Source organism: Allobosea sp. 117, assembly GCF_000702305.1.
Taxonomy (GTDB): domain Bacteria; phylum Pseudomonadota; class Alphaproteobacteria; order Rhizobiales; family Xanthobacteraceae; genus Ancylobacter.
In genome coordinates this window covers 322,778-338,951 of record NZ_JNLC01000011.1, presented here as the reverse complement: position 1 = coordinate 338,951, position 16,174 = coordinate 322,778, and the positions used below count along the sequence as shown (strand labels likewise).

At 70.3% G+C, this 16,174-nt stretch carries 15 protein-coding genes; 9 read left to right on the top strand and 6 right to left on the bottom strand.

The window, feature by feature from the left end:
- The first annotated feature begins 87 nt into the window (after positions 1 to 87).
- The 7 genes from U742_RS0108265 to U742_RS0108235 all read left to right on the top strand — a co-directional run bounded on the left by U742_RS0108265 (position 88) and on the right by U742_RS0108235 (position 9,314).
- Entirely contained in the window at positions 88 to 1,476 is a 1,389-nt protein-coding gene (locus tag U742_RS0108265; RefSeq protein WP_029351910.1) for a murein hydrolase activator EnvC family protein, read from the top strand.
- A complete protein-coding gene (locus U742_RS0108260) occupies positions 1,473 to 2,819 on the top strand; it encodes a S41 family peptidase (protein WP_029351907.1) in 1,347 nt (448 codons plus the stop codon). Before U742_RS0108265 ends, U742_RS0108260 begins: the two co-directional genes overlap by 4 nt.
- Positions 2,820 to 3,030: 211 nt before the next feature.
- Positions 3,031 to 3,381: a hypothetical protein gene (locus U742_RS0108255; protein ID WP_029351905.1), complete on the top strand. Its 351-nt coding sequence runs from the start codon at positions 3,031 to 3,033 to the stop codon at positions 3,379 to 3,381.
- 133 nt (positions 3,382 to 3,514) lie between these two features.
- Positions 3,515 to 4,057, top strand: coding sequence for an RNA pyrophosphohydrolase (locus U742_RS0108250; RefSeq protein WP_051660950.1), 543 nt, complete (start codon positions 3,515 to 3,517; stop codon positions 4,055 to 4,057).
- A 165-nt stretch (positions 4,058 to 4,222) separates the two neighbouring features.
- Positions 4,223 to 4,840, top strand: a complete 618-nt coding sequence (locus U742_RS0108245; RefSeq protein WP_029351902.1) for a TetR/AcrR family transcriptional regulator — start codon at positions 4,223 to 4,225, stop codon at positions 4,838 to 4,840.
- A gap of 3 nt (positions 4,841 to 4,843) precedes the next feature.
- The gene (locus U742_RS0108240; RefSeq protein ID WP_029351900.1) at positions 4,844 to 6,106 is read left to right on the top strand and encodes an efflux RND transporter periplasmic adaptor subunit; all 1,263 of its coding nucleotides are present in this window, start codon (positions 4,844 to 4,846) and stop codon (positions 6,104 to 6,106) included.
- A gap of 31 nt (positions 6,107 to 6,137) precedes the next feature.
- A complete protein-coding gene (locus U742_RS0108235; protein WP_029351898.1) occupies positions 6,138 to 9,314 on the top strand; it encodes an efflux RND transporter permease subunit in 3,177 nt (1,058 codons plus the stop codon).
- A 36-nt stretch (positions 9,315 to 9,350) separates the two neighbouring features.
- On the opposite strand, the gene U742_RS0108230 is transcribed toward U742_RS0108235, so the two are convergent.
- The 3 genes from U742_RS0108230 to U742_RS0108220 all read right to left on the bottom strand — a co-directional run bounded on the left by U742_RS0108230 (position 9,351) and on the right by U742_RS0108220 (position 11,667).
- Entirely contained in the window at positions 9,351 to 10,028 is a 678-nt protein-coding gene (locus U742_RS0108230; RefSeq protein WP_029351896.1) for an LON peptidase substrate-binding domain-containing protein, read from the bottom strand.
- 75 nt (positions 10,029 to 10,103) lie between these two features.
- Positions 10,104 to 11,024, bottom strand: coding sequence for a thioredoxin (gene trxA / locus U742_RS0108225; RefSeq protein WP_029351894.1), 921 nt, complete (start codon positions 11,022 to 11,024; stop codon positions 10,104 to 10,106).
- 70 nt (positions 11,025 to 11,094) lie between these two features.
- On the bottom strand, positions 11,095 to 11,667 hold the full coding sequence (locus U742_RS0108220) for a prolyl-tRNA synthetase associated domain-containing protein (RefSeq protein WP_081852892.1): 573 nt from the start codon (positions 11,665 to 11,667) through the stop codon (positions 11,095 to 11,097).
- Between the two features lie 274 nt (positions 11,668 to 11,941).
- Here U742_RS0108220 and U742_RS0108215 point away from each other — a divergent pair, with 274 nt between their 5' ends.
- On the top strand, positions 11,942 to 12,742 hold the full coding sequence (locus tag U742_RS0108215) for a gamma-glutamyl-gamma-aminobutyrate hydrolase family protein (protein ID WP_029351889.1): 801 nt from the start codon (positions 11,942 to 11,944) through the stop codon (positions 12,740 to 12,742).
- Between the two features lie 24 nt (positions 12,743 to 12,766).
- Here U742_RS0108215 and U742_RS0108210 read toward each other — a convergent pair whose 3' ends face one another.
- Together U742_RS0108210 and U742_RS0108205 are read right to left on the bottom strand one after the other, a co-directional pair.
- Positions 12,767 to 13,732 carry an MBL fold metallo-hydrolase gene (locus U742_RS0108210; RefSeq protein WP_029351887.1) on the bottom strand — a complete coding sequence of 322 codons (966 nt, stop codon included), beginning with the start codon at positions 13,730 to 13,732 and terminating at the stop codon, positions 12,767 to 12,769.
- A 31-nt stretch (positions 13,733 to 13,763) separates the two neighbouring features.
- Positions 13,764 to 14,435, bottom strand: a complete 672-nt coding sequence (locus U742_RS0108205) for a GntR family transcriptional regulator (protein ID WP_029351886.1) — start codon at positions 14,433 to 14,435, stop codon at positions 13,764 to 13,766.
- A gap of 151 nt (positions 14,436 to 14,586) precedes the next feature.
- Here U742_RS0108205 and U742_RS0108200 point away from each other — a divergent pair, with 151 nt between their 5' ends.
- Positions 14,587 to 14,832, top strand: coding sequence for a Trm112 family protein (locus U742_RS0108200; RefSeq protein ID WP_029351885.1), 246 nt, complete (start codon positions 14,587 to 14,589; stop codon positions 14,830 to 14,832).
- Between the two features lie 12 nt (positions 14,833 to 14,844).
- On the opposite strand, the gene U742_RS0108195 is transcribed toward U742_RS0108200, so the two are convergent.
- Entirely contained in the window at positions 14,845 to 16,110 is a 1,266-nt protein-coding gene (locus tag U742_RS0108195) for a ubiquinone biosynthesis hydroxylase (RefSeq protein WP_282568319.1), read from the bottom strand.
- Positions 16,111 to 16,174: the final 64 nt, after the last annotated feature.

Here is a 16,174-nt window from a genome sequence, read left to right as displayed (position 1 = left end):
CAGACAGGCGCGCGCCACCTGCGCTATGCTGGCGGCGTTACGCGTTCTTCACCGCGCATTAACCCTGTTCGCCGTCTTCTGGGACTTATGCCTCCGCGCCCCCTGCGTCCGATCCGCCGGCTTAACCCCCTCGCCGCCGCGCTGTGCGGCGCGGGCGTTCTGCTGCCGCTGCTCGCCGGGCCGCTCGCCGGCCAGCAGGCCGAACAATCGAGCGGGAAAACCGTCGGCCAGCAGGCCGACGATCCGGCCGGCAAGGTGGCCGAGCAGCAGCGCAAGATCGAGGAGATCGACAGCCAGATTCAGGGCAGCGCCGCCGAACAGGCCCGGCTGCAGGCCGAGATCGCCGCCATCAGGGGCGACCGCGCCAAGCTGGCGAGCGCGCTGATCGACACCGCCACCCGCATCCGCGAGGTCGAGGGCAAGCTCGACGCCAGCGAGAACCGGCTGCGCGAGCTCGCACGCGAGGAGAAGGGCATACGCGCCTCGCTGGACGGGCGCCGCGACGTCATCGCGCAGGTGCTCGGCGCGCTCGCCCGGCTCGGCCGTCAGCCGCCCCCGGCGCTGCTGGTGCGCCCCGACGACGCGCTCGAATCGGTGCGCTCGGCGATGCTGCTCGGCGCCGTGCTGCCCGAGCTGAAGGAAGAGACCGAGATCCTGATCGGCGAGCTCACCTCGCTCGACCGCGTGCGCAAGGAGGCAAGCGCCCAGCGCGACGCTCTCGCAGAATTGAAAACCTCGATCGGCGAGGACCGCCGGCGCATCGCCGCCTTGATCGACCAGCGCCAGCGCAACCAGGAGGCCGGCGAGGCGGCGCTCACTCAGGAGCGCCAGCGGGCCGAGACGCTCGCCGCCCAGTCGCGCAACGTGCGCGAGCTGATGGACCGGATGGAAACCGAGATCGCCGCCGCCAAACGCGCGGCGGAAGCCGCCCAGCGGGCCGCCGAGGCCGCCCAGGCGGCAGAAAACAAGCCCGCGCAAGGCCCTCGCGAGCGGCTCGCGGCGCTGAAGGATCCCGGCCGGCTTTCACCCAGCGTCGCCTTCGTGGACGCCAAGGGCCTGCTGCCGCCGCCGGTCGGCGGCGCCGTGCTCAAGCAGTTCGGCATGCCGGACGGCTATGGCGGCGCCGAGAAGGGCACCTCCTTCGGCACCCGCTCGGAGGCGCAGGTGTCGGCTCCGGCCGATGGATGGGTGGTCTATGCCGGCCCGTTCCGCTCCTATGGCCAACTCTTGATCATCAATGCCGGCGGCGGATACCATATTCTTCTGGCGGGAATGGATAAGATAACGGTGGAGTTGGGGCAGTTCGTGCTGTCGGGCGAACCGGTGGCGGTCATGGGTCAGGGACCGCAACTTGTTTCCTCGGTCGGCCTTGGAACCGCCCAACCCATTCTTTACGTCGAGTTCCGTAAGGATGGGAACTCGATCGACCCGACACCCTGGTGGGCGACGAGCGAGAGCGAGAAGGCACGCGGATGATGCGTAGGACGTCAGTATTTCTCATGGGCGTGGCGGCCGGCGCCTTGATCGCCGTCGGGGCCTCGCAGCCGCGGCTGCTGGAGCCGGGCGCGGCGGTCGCCGCGGCGTCCGACACCTATCGGCAGCTCAACCTGTTCGGCGACATCTTCGAGCGCGTGCGCGCCGACTATGTCGAGAAGCCGGACGACGCCAAGCTGATCGAGTCGGCGATCAACGGCATGCTGTCCTCGCTCGACCCGCACTCGACCTACATGGACGCGAAGAACTTCCGCGACATGCAGGTGCAGACGCGCGGCCAGTTCGGCGGCCTCGGCATCGAGGTCACCATGGAGGACGGTCTCGTCAAGGTGGTCTCGCCGATCGACGATACCCCGGCCTCCAAGGCCGGCGTCCAGGCCGGCGACCTCATCGCCAAGCTGGACGGCGAGGAGGTGAAGGGCATGACGCTGAGCCAGGCGGTCGAGAAGATGCGCGGCGCGGTGTCGACCCCGATCAAGCTCACCATCATCCGCAAGGGCTCGGACAAGCCGATCGAGCTGACGCTGGTGCGCGACGTCATCAACATCAAGTCGGTGCGCGGCCGCGTCGAGAGCGACGACATCGCCTATATCCGCATCACCTCCTTCAGCGAGCAGACCGCCGACGCGCTCAAGAAGTCGATGGAGGATCTCGCCAAGCAGATCGGCGAGGACAAGCTGAAGGGCTATATCGTCGACCTGCGCAACAATCCGGGCGGCCTGCTCGACCAGGCGGTGGAGGTGTCCGACACCTTCCTCGACCGCGGCGAGATCGTCTCGACCCGCGGGCGCAACGCCGACGAGACCGAGCGCCGCAACGCCCGGCCGGGCGACCTCGCCAAGGGCAAGCCGGTGATCGTGCTGGTCAATGGCGGCTCGGCCTCGGCCTCCGAGATCGTCGCCGGCGCGCTGCAGGACCACAAGCGGGCGACCGTGCTCGGCTCGCTCTCCTTCGGCAAGGGCTCGGTGCAGACGGTGATCCCGGTCTCCGGCAACGCCGCGATCAAGCTCACCACGGCGCGCTACTACACGCCGTCGGGCCGCTCGATCCAGGCCAAGGGCATCGCCCCGGACATCGAGCTGGTGCAGGACGTGCCCGCCGACCTGAAGGAGAAGGCCGAGGCGGCCGGCGTCGACACGACGCGCGGCGAGGCCTCGCTGAAGGGCCACCTGAAGAACGGCGAGGACGAGAAGACCGGCTCGCCGGCCTATGTGCCGCCAGACCCGAAGGACGACACCCAGCTCAAGCTCGCCGTCGACCTGATGCACGGCGTGCAGAAGAACGCCGCCTACCCGGCCGATCCCAAGGCCGCCGTGCCGAACTGAATCGCGGCCAGCTCATCGCGGCCACGCCGGACGGAACGGCATTAAATGCAGGAAAGCCCCGCCGCATGGCGGGGTTTTTCGTTTGTCGGGACCTCCGCGAGGCCCGTCCGCGCAATTTTCCGCGGTGCTGCGCCCGGGCACCCGCGTTGCCCCGATACTGCCTTGGTCGAGCGCGATAGAATGTCATCGATTCGCACGGAATGCGTTTTCAATGAACGAGCTCGACGCCCCGCTGGGGCTTGACCGCGACGGCCAGGACCGGGCCCACAACCGTGCGGCCATCGCCGTGTTCGGGGTGGCGGGCCTCGCCATCGTCGCGACCGGCCTTGCCTGGTTCGGGCTCCGCCAGACGCCGGTGCCGCAGGCGCTGATCGAGCTGCCTGCGCCGGCGGCGGCCACCGTCGCGCTCGACGCGCCGGTGCTGCGCCCCGAGCTGCGCGAGGAAGCCATGGCGGTGAGCGCCGATCCCGGCCGCAGCATCACCATCATCGACGGCAAGACCGGCAAGCGCGAGACCATCCTCGTCGGCCCGGATCCGACCGAGGCCGCGCCGGCTCCCTGACGCACGGCTCCTCGCGAGCCCATCGGATCGTCCGCGACGGCGTTGTGGCCGGCGCGCACTTGCGGCAGCACAGCCCCTGCTGCGACATAGGCGCCGCGGCGATGCCCGCCGTCACCCCAGTCCCGGTCCTGTCATGGTGCGCTCCGAGATCCCCTTCGACCAGCTCCCCTACCGGCCCTGCGTCGGCGTCGTCCTGGTGAACCGGTCCGGCCTCGTTTTCCTCGGCCGCCGCATCGGCGGCCCCGAGCATGTCGACGCCGGCCATTCCTGGCAGATGCCGCAGGGCGGCATCGACGAGGGCGAGACGCCGGCCGAGGCAGCGCTGCGCGAGCTCTACGAGGAGACCAATGTCCGCTCGGTCCGGCCGCTCGCCGAGCTGGAGGACTGGCTCGCCTATGATCTGCCGGAAGAGGTGGCGCGCGTCGCCTGGAAAGGCCGCTATCGCGGCCAGAAGCAGAAATGGATCGCGCTGCTGTTCACCGGCCAGGACAGCGAGATCGACGTCGCCCGGCCCGGCGGCGGCCACAAGCCGGAATTCATCGACTGGCGCTGGGAGCGGCTGGAGAACACCCCCTCGCTGATCATCCCGTTCAAGCGTCCGGTCTATGAGCAGGTGGTGAGTGCCCTGCTGCCCCGGCTCGCCAGCTTCGGCGACCGTCCGGCCGACCGGGACTGAAACGCTTCGACATCAGCGGCCATCGGATTTCCTTACCTTCGACAAAATGCGAACGAACGTTCGTTCTTGACTCTCGCCTGTGCTGCCGTTAATGCGAACGAACGTTCGCTCCAGGTCTTCGGCCCGGATCATCCGACCGACGATGGAGCGTGCCGAGGGAAAGCCATGGCCGCCATCGCCGAAATCGTCACCCGCCGCGATCCGCGGCGCCGCGTCCTCGACGCGGCCATCGCCTGTTTCGGCCGCAACGGCTTCCACGGCACCAGCATGCACGAGATCTGCGCCGAGGCGCAGATGAGCCCCGGCGCGCTCTACCGCTACTTCCCCTCCAAGGAGGCGATCATCATCGCCATCGTCGAGGAGGAGCGCAGCGCCCGCACGAGCATGCTCGACACCCTCAACACCGCGCCGTCCTTCATCGAGGCGCTGCAGCGCATGGGCACCGCCCTGTTCTCGGGCGAGCTGTCGATGGTCTGCGTCGACCTCGGGCCGGAGATCTTCGCCGAGGCCGCCCGCAACCCCAAGCTCGGGCAGATGTTCGCCGAGGTCGAGGCGGAGATGAACGTCGCCTTCCGCATCGCCTTCGAGGCGGCGCAGGCGCGCGGCGAGATCGACCCGACCATCGACGTCGAGGCGGCGATGCTCCTCATAAATGCCATAGGCGACGGGCTGATGCTGCGCCACCGCCTCGAGCCCGAGCTGCCGCTCGCGGCGATGATGCCCGCCGTCTGCGCGCTGCTCGGCCGCATGCTGGCGCCGAAGACCGACGCGAGGGATGCCTGAGCCATGACCACGAAGCCTCCCTCGCAACGCGGGCGCATCGCGCTTGTCCTGTTCATGACGGCCGTCGTCGTCGGCATTGCCGGCTACGGCTTCCGTGACCGCATCCCGGCCAGCCTGCTGCCGGGCCTCACCGAGGCCGCGCAGGCCACCTCCCCGGCGGCACCGGAAGTGCGCGGCGTCACGGTGACCGTGGTGGCCGCCGGCCGCCGCGAGGTCGCCGAGCGCCTGCCCGTCACCGGCACGCTGGTGGCACGCGAGGAGATCCAGGTCGGACCGGAGATCGACGGGCTGCGCATCACCGAGATCCTCGTCGACGAAGGCGATCACGTCACCAAGGGGCAGGTGCTGGCGCATCTGTCGCGCGACACGCTGGAGACGCTGCTGGCGCAGAACACGGCGAACGCCGCCAAGGCGCAGGCCACCATCGCCCAGCAGAAGGCGGCGCTGGAGCAGACCATCGCCCAGCGCGTGGAAGCGGAGGCCGCGGTCGCGCGCGCCCGCACCCTGATCAAGACCGGCGCCACCTCGCAGGAGGTGCTGGACCAGCGCGAGCGGGCGGTGAAGGTCGCCACCGCGCAGGTCACCGCGGCGCAGGAGACGGTGGCGGCAGCCGAGGCCGACGCCGAGCAGATCAAGGCCAACCGCGCCGAGCTCGAGGTGCGGCTCGCCCGCACCGAGATCCGCGCGCCGGAGGCCGGCATCGTCACCAACCGCTCGGCCCGGCTCGGCGCCATCGTGCTCTCGGCCAACACCGAGCCGCTGTTCCGCATCGTGAAGGACGGCGCCATCGACCTCGATGCCGAGGTGCCGGAATCGGTTCTGCCGCGCATCGCCAACGACATGAAGGTGGCGGTGACCCCGGCCGGATTCGAGGCGCCGGTCGACGGACGCATCCGCCTCGTCGGCGCCAAGGTGGACGCGCAGACCCGGCTCGCGCGCGTCGCGGTGGCCCTGCCGGCCGATGCGCGCCTGCGGCCCGGCGCCTATGCGCGCGGCGTTATCGAGGTGGCGCGGCGTACCGGCATCGCGCTGCCGCTCTCCGCCGTGCAGTTCGACGCCGACGGCGCCTATGTGCTGGTCGTGAAGGGCGAGCTGATCGAACAGCGGCAGGTCAAGGCGGGCCTCAAGGGTGAGGGCTTCGTCGAGATCGTCGAAGGCCTCGCGGAGGACGAGCAGGTGGTGGCCAGGGCGGGCGGCTTCCTGCGCGACGGCGACCGCGTGACCCCGGTGCCCGTCACCGCCGAAGCCGCCAAGAACGCTAGCTGACACGCCGAGCAACCGAGGACGGAATCCACCGATGGCCCTCAACGTCTCCGCCTGGGCGATCCGCAAGCCGATCCCCTCGATCGTGCTGTTTGTGGTGTTGACCGCGCTCGGCCTCTACACCTTCGACCGGCTGCCGATCACCCGCATGCCGAACATCGACGTGCCGATCGTCTCGGTGGTGGTGAACCAGCCGGGTGCGGCACCGAGCGAATTGGAGACGCAGGTCACCAAGCGCGTCGAGACCACGGTCGCCGGCGTGCAGGGGGTGAAGCACATCACCTCCTCGATCTCGGAAGGCACCTCGATCACCACCATCGAGTTCCAGCTCGAGACGCAGGTCGACCGCGCGGTGAACGACGTGCGCGATTCGGTGACCAAGATCCGCTCCGAGCTGCCGCAGGGCATCGAGGAGCCGCTGATCCAGCGCATCGACGTCGAGGGCATGGCGATCGTCACCTACGCCGCCGAGGCGCCGACCATGACGCCGGACGAGCTCTCCTGGTTCGTCGACGACACCGTGATCCGCGCGCTGCAGGGCGTGCGCGGCGTCGCGCAGGTGAAGCGCGAGGGCGGTGTCGACCGCGAGATCCGCATCTCGCTCGATCCCGACAAGCTCGCCGCGCTCGGCGTCACCGCGGCCGACGTGAACCGCCAGCTCGCCGCCACCAATATCGACCTCGCCGGCGGCCGCGGCGAGATCGGCGCGCTGGAGCAGTCGGTGCGCACGCTCGGTGGCGCGCTCACCGTCGAGCAGCTCGCCGAGACGCGCATCGCGCTGCCGGCGACCGGCACCAGCTCCGGCCGCCAGGTGCGGCTCGCCGACCTCGGCACGGTGACCGACGGCGCCGCCGAGCCGCGCATCTTCGCCCGCCTCGACGGCAAGCCGGTGGTGGCCTTCGGCATCTACCGCGCCAAGGGCTTCTCCGACGTGGTGGTGGCCGAGAACGCGGCGGAAGAGCTGCGCCGGCTCGAGGCGCGCTATCCGAACGTCAGGATCACGCTGATCGATTCGACGGTGAAATACACCAAGGCCGACTATGAATCGGCCATGCACACGCTGATCGAGGGCGCCGTGCTGGCGGTCATCGTGGTGTTCCTGTTCCTGCGCGACTGGCGCGCCACCATCGTCTCGGCGCTGGCGATCCCGCTCTCCATCCTGCCCACCTTCTGGGTGATGGACGTGCTCGGCTTCTCGCTGAACGGGGTGAGCCTGCTGGCGGTGACACTGGTCACCGGCATCCTGGTCGACGACGCCATCGTCGAGATCGAGAACATCGTGCGCCACATGCGCATGGGCAAATCGCCCTATCGCGCGGCGATCGAGGCGGCCGACGAGATCGGCCTCGCCGTGGTGGCGACCACGCTGACCATCGTCGCGGTGTTCCTCCCCGTGAGCTTCATGGGCGGCATCGCCGGCCAGTATTTCCGCCAGTTCGGCATCACCGTCGCGGTCGCCGTGCTGTTCTCGCTGCTGGTGGCGCGCCTGCTCACCCCCATGCTCGCGGCCTATTTCCTGCGCGACCACGGCACCCATGAGGAGCGCGACAGCCTGATCATGCGCCTCTATGTCGGGCTGCTGCGGCGTTCGATCCGCCACCGCTTCCTGACCGTGGCGGCCGGCGTGCTGCTGTTCATCGGCTCGATGTGGCTCTCCACCCTGCTGCCGGCCGGCTTCATCCCGAACAGCGACGTGTCGCGCTCGGTGCTGGCGCTGGAACTGCCGCCCGGCTCGACCATCCGCTCGACGCAGGACGTGGTCGACGACGTCTCCTCCATGCTCAAGGCACAGCCGGAAGTGGCGAGCGTGTTCGCGACCGCCGGTTCCTCGGTGGCGGGCGGCGGGCCGCTCACCGCCGGCGAGGTGCGCAAGGCGACGCTGATCGTCAATCTCGTGCCGCGCGCGGAACGCGCCGCCACCCAGAAGCAGTTCGAGACGCGGATGCAAGGCAAGATCGCCGCCATCCCCGACCTGCGATTCAATTTCGGCGCCTCCGGCGGCGCCGGCCCCGGCGGACGCGAATTCACCCTCATCCTCTCGGGCGCGGACGGCGCGGCGGTGGAGAAGGCGGCGCTGGAGCTGGAGCGCGAGGTGCGCGCCAGCGCCAAGGGCCTCACCAATGTGGTGACCACCGCGGCGCTCGACCGGCCGGAGCTGCGCGTGGTGCCGAAGCTGGCCGAGGCCGCCGAGCTCGGCGTCTCGGTCGCCGACATCGCCGAGACGGTGCGCATCGCCACCATCGGCGACATCTCGCAGAACCTCGCCAAGTTCTCGGCCGGCGACCGCCAGGTGCCGATCCGCGTGCAGCTCGACGAGCAGGCACGCTCCGACCTGTCGACCTTCGAGACACTGAAGGTGCGCACAAGCGCCGGCAGCGCGGTGCCGCTCTCCTCGGTCGCCGACATCTCGTTCGGCGTCGGCCCCTCCAGCCTCGATCGCTACGACCGCGCCCGGCGCGTCGCCATCGAGGGCGACCTCGCCGGCGGCACCCAGCTCGGCGAGGCGCTGGAGCAGGTCTATGCGTTGCCCGCGGCGAAGAACCTGCCCGCCGGCGTGGTGCTGAAGGAATCCGGCGACGCCGAGATCATGGGCGAGGTGTTCGGCGGCTTCGCCATCGCCATGGGCGCCGGCGTCATGCTGGTGCTGGCGGTGCTGGTGCTGCTGTTCGCCAATCTGCTGCAGCCGATCACCATCCTGGTGGCGCTGCCGCTCTCGGTGGGCGGCGCCTTCGTGGCGCTGCTCATCACCAACAATGCCATGACGCTGCCGGTGGTGATCGGCTTCCTGATGCTGATGGGCATCGTGACCAAGAACGCCATCCTGCTGGTCGACTTCGCCATCGAGGCGGTGCATGCCGGCGAGGACCGCACCACGGCGCTGATCGAGGCCGGCCGCAAGCGCGCCCAGCCGATCGTGATGACCACCATCGCCATGGCCGCCGGCATGCTGCCCTCGGCCATCGGACTCGGCGAGGGCGCCGACTTCCGCGCGCCGATGGCGATCGCGGTGATCGGCGGGCTGATCGCCTCGACCGTGTTGTCGCTGGTCTTCGTGCCGGCCGTGTTCACGCTGATGGACGATCTCGGCCGGCTGTTCGCCCGCGTCTTCGGCCGCTTCGTCGGCGAGCGCGACGAGCCGGACGAACAGGCGCCGGCCGCCCCGGTGGCGACGCTGCACACCATGCCGCGCCCGCCCATGGCGGCGGAGTAGGCGACGGCGCGCATCGAGGCCCGACCGGACCGCCCGCTACTGCAGCGGCCCGTCACCCTCACCGGCGGTGCGGGCGAGCGACATCTCGGTGATGGCGACGAGGATCTCGGCACGCGAGGAGAGATCGGGCGCCTCCAGGAGCGCCTGCTTCTCGCGCCCGCCGAACGGCGCCATCATGGCGAGGCCGTTCACCAGCGCCTCGTTCGGCGCGCTCTTTATGCTGTCCCAGTCGGCTTCCAGCTTGTTGGCCTCGAGATAGGCGGCGAGCGTGCGCAGCAGATGGCCGCGGTCGACCGCCTCGGCGCCGAGGCCCGGCGTGAAGTCGCCGGCGAAGGCGGAATAATCGACCTCGGCCTGCCGGAAGGGGGTCCCCGCGTCGATCTCGGCCCGGACGCGGAAGCGGGCGACCCCGGTGAGCTGCAGCACATATCGCCCGTCGCCGGTCTCGGCGATCTCGGTGATGCGCCCGACGCCGCCGACCCCGGTCAGCGCCGGCTCGCCATGGCGCCGGCCGGTGCCGCCCTGTGGGTCCGGCTGGATCATGCCGATGAGCCGGCCGCCGGCCAGCGCGGCGTCGACCAGCGCCAGATAGCGCGGCTCGAAGATGTTGAGCGGGAGCTGGCAGCGCGGCAGCAGCAGCACGCCTTCGAGCGGGAACAGGGGCAGGATGCCCGGCAGCTCCGTAGGTCCGCCATAGGGCCGGTTGATCGGCATCGGCTCTCCTGATTCGGGCGCCCGCGCGGGCGCCATCCCGAGACTATCGCGAAGCGGACGCCGTTCCGGCGCCGCTCAGGAGAACAGGATCGACGACAGGCGCCGCCGGCCGAGCACGGTCATCTCGTCGGTCGGCCCCCAGGCCTCGAAGAACTGGACGAGCTGCTTGCGCGCGCCGTCGTCGTTCCAGGCGCGGTCCTTCCGCACGATGGCGAGGAGCTGGTCGACCGCCTCCTCGCGCTTGCCGCGCGCATTGAGCGCCAGCGCGAGGTCGAAGCGGGCCTGATGGTCGAGCGGATTGGCGGCGACCTTCGCCTCCAGCTCGGCGGCGTCGCCGAGCGCGGCGGCCGCTTCCTCGATCTCGATGGCGGCACGCACCGCGGCGAGCGCCGCGTCGTTGGCGATCGCCGGCGGGGCGCTGTCGAGCGTCGCCTTGGCCTGCGCGGCCTGGCCGCCGGCGAGCTGCGCCCGGGCGATGCCGGCGAGCGCCTTGGCGTTCTCCGGCTGCTCGGACAGCACATGGGCGAACACCTCGATGGCGCCGGGAAGGTCGCCCTCGGCCAGCGCCGCCTCGCCGCTCAGCAGGATCTCCTCGATATCGGCGCCCGCCGCGCCGCCGGTCAGCTTGTCGATCAGCGCCTGCACCTGCTTCTCGGGCTGCGCGCCCATGAAGCCGTCGACCGGCTGGCCGTTGACGAAGGCGTAGACGGTCGGCAGCGACTGGATGCCGAGCTGCTGGGCGACCGCCGGATGCTCGTCGGTGTTCATCTTGGCGAGCAGCACCTTGCCCTTGGCGGCACGCACCACCTTCTCCAGCACCGGCGTGAGCTGCTTGCACGGCCCGCACCACGGGGCCCAGAAATCGACCAGCACCGGGCGGCGGCGGGATTCCTCGACCACATCCTTCATGAAGGTCTTGGTCGTGGTGTCGATCACCGGATCGTCGCCGGCCGGGACCGCATCGGGCGCCGGATTGGCGGAAGGGTTCAGCAGCATGGGGTCTCCTCGGAAGCTGTGCTACCGGAATTCGGAGCTTAAGATGGCTTCTCGCCGGGCGATTGCAACATCAGCCTTCCGCGCCGGCATCCGCCTCCGGCGCGCGGCGCGGCACCGCCAGGATCACCGGCTCGTGCCCGGTGGCGCGCAGGAAGGCGATCAGGTCGTCGCGCGCGATGGTGGTGGTGGCGGTGTTCACCAGCGGGTGGCAGTTGATCTCCTCGTGGCGCAGCAGCTCCTCGTCGAGCACCACGGTGACCCGTCCGGCGGTGTCGTTGATCGGCCCGAAGGCGGTGACCGCGCCCGGCCTCACGCCGAGCACCTCCTCCAGCAGCTCGGCGCTGCCGAAGGAGAGCCGGCTCGCCGCGCCGAGCGGCTGGTGCAGGCTCTTGAGGTCGACCGCCGCGTCCTGCCCGATGACGATGAGGAACAGGTTCCCCTTCTTGTCCTTCAAGAACAGGTTCTTGGTGTGGCCGCCGGGAAGCGCGTCGATGATCGCCTGCGATTCCGCCACGGTGAACACCGCCGGATGCTCGACGGTGCGGGTGCCGATCCCGAGCTCATCAAGGAAGGCGAACAGGCGGGCGCTCGCGGCCGAGCCATCGCCGGCGGCGGATGCGGTATCGGGAAGCGTGTCGGACATGACGGCGTTCTAGAGCCCTTTCCGATCAGGTGGAACCACCTGATCGACAGGAAAGTGCTCTCGATTCGAAAAGCTGGAGCATTTCCCGATCGGGAAATGCTCCAGCCTACGGCTCGACAGGAGCCAAGAGGACCTGCGACTGCCGCGTGCCCGCGGCGCCATGCATTGGGCTCGGGGCAGCCGCGCGGGCGCAGCGGCGCGGTCGGGCGGCTGCGCGGTTGACAGCCGGAGCCGTTCGCTTCCACATCGGAGCAGCAACGGAGAAGCTTCCCAAATGCGTCCGGTGATCGGCGTCGTCAGCGACGTGAAGGTGGTCGGCACTCAGGTCGTCCACGGCGTGACCGAGAAATACATCTATGCGGTGGCGCGCGGCGCGCAGGCCATGCCGGTGCTGCTGCCGGGCACCATCTCCGCGGTCGACGCCGACATGCAGCCCGAGCGCATGGTGGTCGACGAGATGCTCGACCTCGTCGACGGCATCTTCCTGCCCGGCAGCCCGTCCAACGTCGCGCCGCATCATTACGGCGACCTGCCGCATGATCCGCCGCTGCCGGCCGATCCGCACCGCGACGACATCTCGCTGCCGCTGATCCGGGCCTGCCTCGAGCGCGGCGTGCCGATCTTCGGCGTCTGCCGCGGCTTCCAGGAGATGAACGTCGCGTTGGGTGGCACGCTGTTCCAGAAGCTTTACGAGCAGCCCGGCCGCTTCGACCACCGGGAGGATTCCAGCCGCGACATCGAGGGCCAGTACGCGACGGCGCACGAGGTGGCGCTGGAGCCCGGCGGGCTCTTGGAGACGCTGGCCGGCGCGCCGCGCTGGAGCGTCAATTCGCTGCACGGCCAAGGCATCGCGCGCCTCGCCCCGGGCGTCGCCGTCGAGGCGCGGGCCGATGACGGCACCATCGAGGCCTTCCGCGTGCCGGACACGCCGGGCTTCAACCTCGCCATCCAGTGGCACCCGGAATGGCGCTTCTGGCAGGACAAGCTGTCCACCGCCGTGTTCACCGCCTTCGGCGCCGCCGCCCGCCTCGCCGCCGAGCGCAAACGCGGCGTGCGGCTGAAGGCGACCGGGTGACGCGCCTGCGGCTGCGAGACAACCTCACAGACGGAACGTCTTCCCGACAGCCGAGGGAACGACGCGATCGCCATAGGCGGCCGCCAGCGCGCTGACGGCCCGCCATCCGGTGCAGTGGCCGGGCGCGATCAGCCGCAGATCGAAAGGCGCCAGCGCCTCGACGGTTTGCGGAATGATTGCCTCGGTCGGCCCGGAAAGATGGAAGCCGCCAAACACGCCGTAGAGCGGGATATCCGGGAACCGCGCCGCCGCATGGCTCAGCACGTTGACCAGCCCGGCATGCGAGCAGGCGGTGAACACGATGAGCCCCTTGCCCGCGACATTGATCGCCGCGAAGCGCTCGTCGGGCATCAGCTCGTCAGGTTCCCAGTCGCCGGTGGCGGTCTGCCGGTACTGGCCGGGAAATCCGCGCTCGAAGCCGGTGACGCGGGGGATTTCGCCGCTCAGATAGAACGTCTCGTCCAGCAGCAACTGCTCGTCGCGGGTGACGATCACCTCGGCGCCGCTGCCTGAAAGAATCTCCACGCTCGGCACCAGCTCCATCGGCCGGAACGTCCCGTCGGCCGAGCGGGTGGCCCGCAGGGCGAACATGTCCGGATGCATGAAGGTCGGCACCGGCCGTCCGCCATTGCCAAGGGTGATCATCTGCAGCGCGCGCGGCATGGCGCCGCCGTGATCCCAATGCCCGTGCGACAGCATCAGCGCATCCACCGCGCCGAGCTCGACGCCGAGACGCGCGGCGTTGCGCTCGAACACCCAGTCCTCCGGGCCGGTGTCGAACAGCAGCGTGTGGCGGCTCGCCCCGCTGGAGGCGACGATCAGACAGGAGAGCCCGTGGGCCGCGCAGCACAGGCAGCCGCCCGACAGCCAGCGCATGCCGCGCCGGCGCTGCCGCGCGAATTCGGTTTCGACGAAACGCGGTGTCGAGGACAGGCTGTCGGTGACGTTGTCGACCAGGAAGACGATTTCGGCGGCATCCATGGCTCTCATGGCAGCGATCCTCGCGACCGAGGCTCCGACACTACCCCAGTTGCGCCTTCAGATGGCCGATGCCGTCGCGGATGTCGGCCTCGATGGCGCGCCGCAGCGCCGCCTCGTCGCCGGTCTCCAGCGCGACCAGCGCCTCGGCATGCCGGTCGACCGGATAGTTGGTCTCGAGGTCGGCCAGCGCCATGCGCATGAAGGGGCCGATCTGCAGCCAGATCGATTCGATCAGCGGCAGCAGCACGCTGTCCGGCCGTCCATAGAGCGCGGCATGGAAGGCGAGGTTGGTCTCGATGGTCGCCTCGGTGTCGCCCGCCGCCACCGCCTCGTCCGAGGCCCGGTTCAAGGCCGCCAGACGGCTGCGGAACGGCGCGTCGGCCTGCGGCAAAGCGCGGGCGGCCGCCTCGGTCTCCAAAAGCACGCGGGCCGCGACCAATTCGTCGAAGCGCCGCGCCGTCATCTCCGGCACCCTCACCCGGCGGTTGTCGAGCAGCACCAGCGCCCGCTCGGCGACGAGGCGGCGCAGCGCCTCGCGCACCGGCATGGAGGAGACGCCCATCGCCTCGGCGAGGCCGCGTATGGTCACCGCCTGGCCGGGCGGGAAGCGGCCGGACATCACCGTGCGCCGCAGCCGGCGGAACACCCATTGCTGCACGGTCTCGCCGGGAAGGCGCGGTTCGGGGGCGAGGTCGGGCCGGGAGGAATCCATTGCGCAGGGGTTATATGACGATCCGACGTCGTTCTGACACGGGAATCGGCGAATGTCAGGCTCGCGCCGGCGGATCGCTCCGCCTATCATCGGCGCGCCGACGATTTCGCCTCATCGGCATGATTTGCCGACATCATCCGCCGAGACTGCCATGGCCGAGAAACCGATCCCCCGCAAGCCGACCGCGCCGCCCGCCCGCTCTGGCTATGAGCTCGACCCGAAGCTGCTCGAGATCCTGGTCTGCCCGCTGACCAAGGGGCCGCTGGAGTATGACCGCGAGGCGCATGAGCTGATCTCGCGCAGCGCCCGCCTCGCCTATCCGATCCGCGACGGCATTCCGATCATGCTGCCCGACGAGGCGCGCCCGCTCGACGAAGCGGAAGGCGGCAGGCGGTGAGGTCGATATCCCTCACAAGGCCTCGCCGCGCAGCAGCTTCGGCACCGAGCCGCCGAGGCCCGCCGCGTCGCGGATGAAGAAGTCCTTCAGCCGCGGCAGCCGGTCGACGATGCCGAGCCCGACGTCGCGGACGAGGCGCAGCACGTCCGAGCGGTTCGAGAACAGCCGGTTCAGCCCGTCGGTCGCCACCCCCATGGCCAGCGTGTCGAAGCGCCGCCAGCGCTGGTAGCGCTCCAGCACGTCCGGCCCGCCAATGTCGAGGCCGAGCCGCGCCGCGTCGGTGACGGCCTCCGCCAGCGCCGCCACGTCGCGGAACCCCATATTGATGCCCTGCCCGGCGATCGGGTGGATGATGTGCGCGGCGTCCGCCACCAGCGCCAGCCGGTCGGCGACGAAGCGGCGCGCCACCTGCAGGCCGAGCGGATAGGCGCGCGGCTGATCGAGCACCTCGATGGCGCCGAGGAAGAGGCCGAACCGGCGTTCCAGCTCGTCGTGGAACAGCACCGGCGGCAGCGCCAGCAGGCGCTTGGCCGCCTCGGTGGTCTCGGTCCAGACGATCGAGCAGCGCCGGCCGGTCAGCGGCAGGATGGCGAAGGGGCCGGCGGGCAGGAAATGCTCGATCGCCTTGCCGCCGTGGTCGCGCTCGTGGCCGACCGTGAGCACGATCGCCGACTGCTCGTAGGACCAGCCGACGGTCGAGATGCCGGCAAGCGCGCGCAGCTTCGAGCGGCCGCCGTCGCAGGCGCAGAGCAGGCTGGCGCGATGCTCGCCGCCGTCGCCGAGCCGGAACTCCGCCGCCGCGGGCTTGGCCGCCATCTGCACGATGCTCGAGGCCACCAGCGCGATGCCGCGCTCGCGCGCCAGCTCGATCATCGCCTGCTGCAGCGGCGCGTTGGGCACCATATGCGCGAAGGGCTCGCTGTCCCCGGAAGGACCCGCCGCCGGCACCTCGCCATCGAAGGACAGGAACACCGGGCGGGCGGCGTCGCCCGGCCGGCTGTCGGTGATCTCCATCGCGGTCATCGGCTGCGCCTCGGCGGCGACGCGCTGCCATGCGCCCACCGCGTCCAGCAGATGCCGGGCGCCCGCCGCGATGGCCGAGGCCCGCCCGTCGCGGACCGGCCCGGCGAGCGCCGGATCGGCGATCAGGATGCGCGCCTCGTCGCCGAGGCCCTGCCGCAGCGACAGCGCCAGCGCGAGGCCGCCGAGACCGGCGCCGGCGATCGCCACGTCGTGGCGCGCCGGCTTTCCGGCGGCGGAACTTGCAGCAGATGTCACTGGAGACATGGCGGATCGTCCCTTCGCACAGTTGTCCGGGACGCAGCTTATGCCTTAGCTGGGT

Bases quoted from the DNA above. Each gene is read 5' to 3' on its own strand.
- U742_RS0108265 (WP_029351910.1), top strand. From the start codon at position 88: ATGCCTCCGCGCCCCCTGCGTCCGATCCGCCGGCTTAACCCCCTCGCC.
- U742_RS0108215 (WP_029351889.1), top strand. From the start codon at position 11,942: ATGCGTCCGGTGATCGGCGTCGTCAGCGACGTGAAGGTGGTCGGCACT.
- U742_RS0108260 (WP_029351907.1), top strand. From the start codon at position 1,473: ATGATGCGTAGGACGTCAGTATTTCTCATGGGCGTGGCGGCCGGCGCC.
- U742_RS0108200 (WP_029351885.1), top strand. From the start codon at position 14,587: ATGGCCGAGAAACCGATCCCCCGCAAGCCGACCGCGCCGCCCGCCCGC.
- U742_RS0108250 (WP_051660950.1), top strand. From the start codon at position 3,515: ATGGTGCGCTCCGAGATCCCCTTCGACCAGCTCCCCTACCGGCCCTGC.
- U742_RS0108210 (WP_029351887.1), bottom strand. From the start codon at position 13,732: ATGAGAGCCATGGATGCCGCCGAAATCGTCTTCCTGGTCGACAACGTC.
- U742_RS0108235 (WP_029351898.1), top strand. From the start codon at position 6,138: ATGGCCCTCAACGTCTCCGCCTGGGCGATCCGCAAGCCGATCCCCTCG.
- U742_RS0108245 (WP_029351902.1), top strand. From the start codon at position 4,223: ATGGCCGCCATCGCCGAAATCGTCACCCGCCGCGATCCGCGGCGCCGC.
- U742_RS0108220 (WP_081852892.1), bottom strand. From the start codon at position 11,667: ATGTCCGACACGCTTCCCGATACCGCATCCGCCGCCGGCGATGGCTCG.
- trxA (WP_029351894.1), bottom strand. From the start codon at position 11,024: ATGCTGCTGAACCCTTCCGCCAATCCGGCGCCCGATGCGGTCCCGGCC.
- U742_RS0108240 (WP_029351900.1), top strand. From the start codon at position 4,844: ATGACCACGAAGCCTCCCTCGCAACGCGGGCGCATCGCGCTTGTCCTG.
- U742_RS0108230 (WP_029351896.1), bottom strand. From the start codon at position 10,028: ATGCCGATCAACCGGCCCTATGGCGGACCTACGGAGCTGCCGGGCATC.
- U742_RS0108255 (WP_029351905.1), top strand. From the start codon at position 3,031: ATGAACGAGCTCGACGCCCCGCTGGGGCTTGACCGCGACGGCCAGGAC.
- U742_RS0108205 (WP_029351886.1), bottom strand. From the start codon at position 14,435: ATGGATTCCTCCCGGCCCGACCTCGCCCCCGAACCGCGCCTTCCCGGC.